Origin of the sequence: Microbacterium sp. SS28 (genome assembly GCF_022761035.1) — a bacterium.
Classification (GTDB): Bacteria; Actinomycetota; Actinomycetes; order Actinomycetales; family Microbacteriaceae; genus Microbacterium.
This window is the reverse complement of sequence record NZ_JAKWJP010000017.1, coordinates 1-1,495: the sequence shown is the minus strand read 5'-3', so window position 1 is coordinate 1,495 and position 1,495 is coordinate 1. Positions and strand designations below refer to the sequence as shown.

Sequence of the window (1,495 nt, the reverse complement as noted above, 5' to 3'; positions counted from 1 at the left end):
ACGTGGTCGACGTACAGGCGCTCCCATCCGCGGCGCGGGTTCGCGTACCCGTCGACGGTCGCCGCGTTCGGAGTGCGTGCGGCGAGCTCATCGGCCGGGACGTCGAGGTCGAGGCGCCCGGCGCGGACGTCGAGGCTGATCCAGTCGCCCGTCTGCACCAGCGCGAGCGGGCCGCCCGCGGCGGCCTCGGGAGTGACGTGCAGGATCACGGTGCCGTACGCGGTGCCCGACATCCGCCCGTCGCAGATCCGGACCATGTCCCGCACGCCGTTCTCGAGCAGCTTCTTCGGCAGCGGCATGTTCGACACCTCCGGCATCCCCGGGTACCCCTTCGGGCCGCAGCCGCGCAGCACCATCACGGAGTTCTCGTCGATGTCCAGATCGGGGTCGTCGACGCGGGCGTGGAAGTCCTCGATCGAGTCGAACACGACAGCGCGGCCGCGGTGCTTCAGCAGGTGAGCGGATGCCGCGGCAGGCTTGACGAGCGCGCCACCGGGCGCGAGCGATCCGCGCAGCACCGAGATGCCCGCGGCGGGCATCAGCGGGGTGCCGCGCGGAGTGATGACGTCGGGGTCCCAGATGCGCGCATCCTCGAGGTAGTCCACGAACGGGCGGCCCGTGATCGTGAGCGCGTCCGGGTCGAGCAGGTCGCGCACTTCGCGCATCACGGCGAGGAACCCGCCCGCCCGGTACAGGTCATCCATCAGGTAGCGGCCCGCGGGCTGCAGGTTCACCAGCAGCGGGACCTCCGCGCCGATCCGGTCGAAGTCGTCGATCGTCAGGCCGATCCCGAGCCGCCCGGCGATCGCAAGGAGATGCACGACGGCGTTCGTCGACCCGCCGATCGCGGCCAGCGCGACGATCGCGTTGTGGAAGCTCGCCTTCGTCAGAAACGTCGAGGGCCGGCGGTCGTCCGCGACCAGCTGCACAGCCAGACGACCGGTCTCATGCGCCGCCTCGAGCAGCCGCGCATCCGGCGCCGGCGTCCCCGCCAGCCCCGGCACGATCGTGCCGAGCGCCTCCGCGACCAGCGCCATCGTCGACGCCGTGCCCATCGTGTTGCAGTGCCCCTTCGACCGGATCATCGACGACTCGCTCTTCAGGAACGCCGCCTCGCTCAGCGTCCCGGCACGCACCTCCTCCGACAGCCGCCACACATCCGTGCCGCACCCGAGCGCCTCACCCCGGAAATGCCCCGTGAGCATCGGACCGCCCGGCACCACGACGGCCGGCAGATCGACGGAAGCCGCCGCCATCAGCAAAGACGGGATCGTCTTGTCGCAGCCCCCGAGCAGCACCACCCCATCGATCGGGTTCGCGCGGAGCATCTCCTCCGTCGCCATCGCCGCCATGTTGCGCCACAGCATCGCCGTGGGACGCACCTGCGTCTCACCCAGCGACACCACCGGCAGCTCCAGCGGGATACCGCCCGCCTCGTAGATGCCGTTCTTCACCGCCTGCGCCACCTCGTCGAGGTGACTGTTGCACGGCGTCA

At 71.0% G+C, this 1,495-nt stretch carries 1 protein-coding gene; it reads right to left on the bottom strand.

The annotated features are described in order from the left end of the window. The coding region (locus MJ607_RS19780; RefSeq protein WP_243077355.1) for a dihydroxy-acid dehydratase at positions 1-1,495 on the bottom strand (1,495 nt) is incomplete at both ends.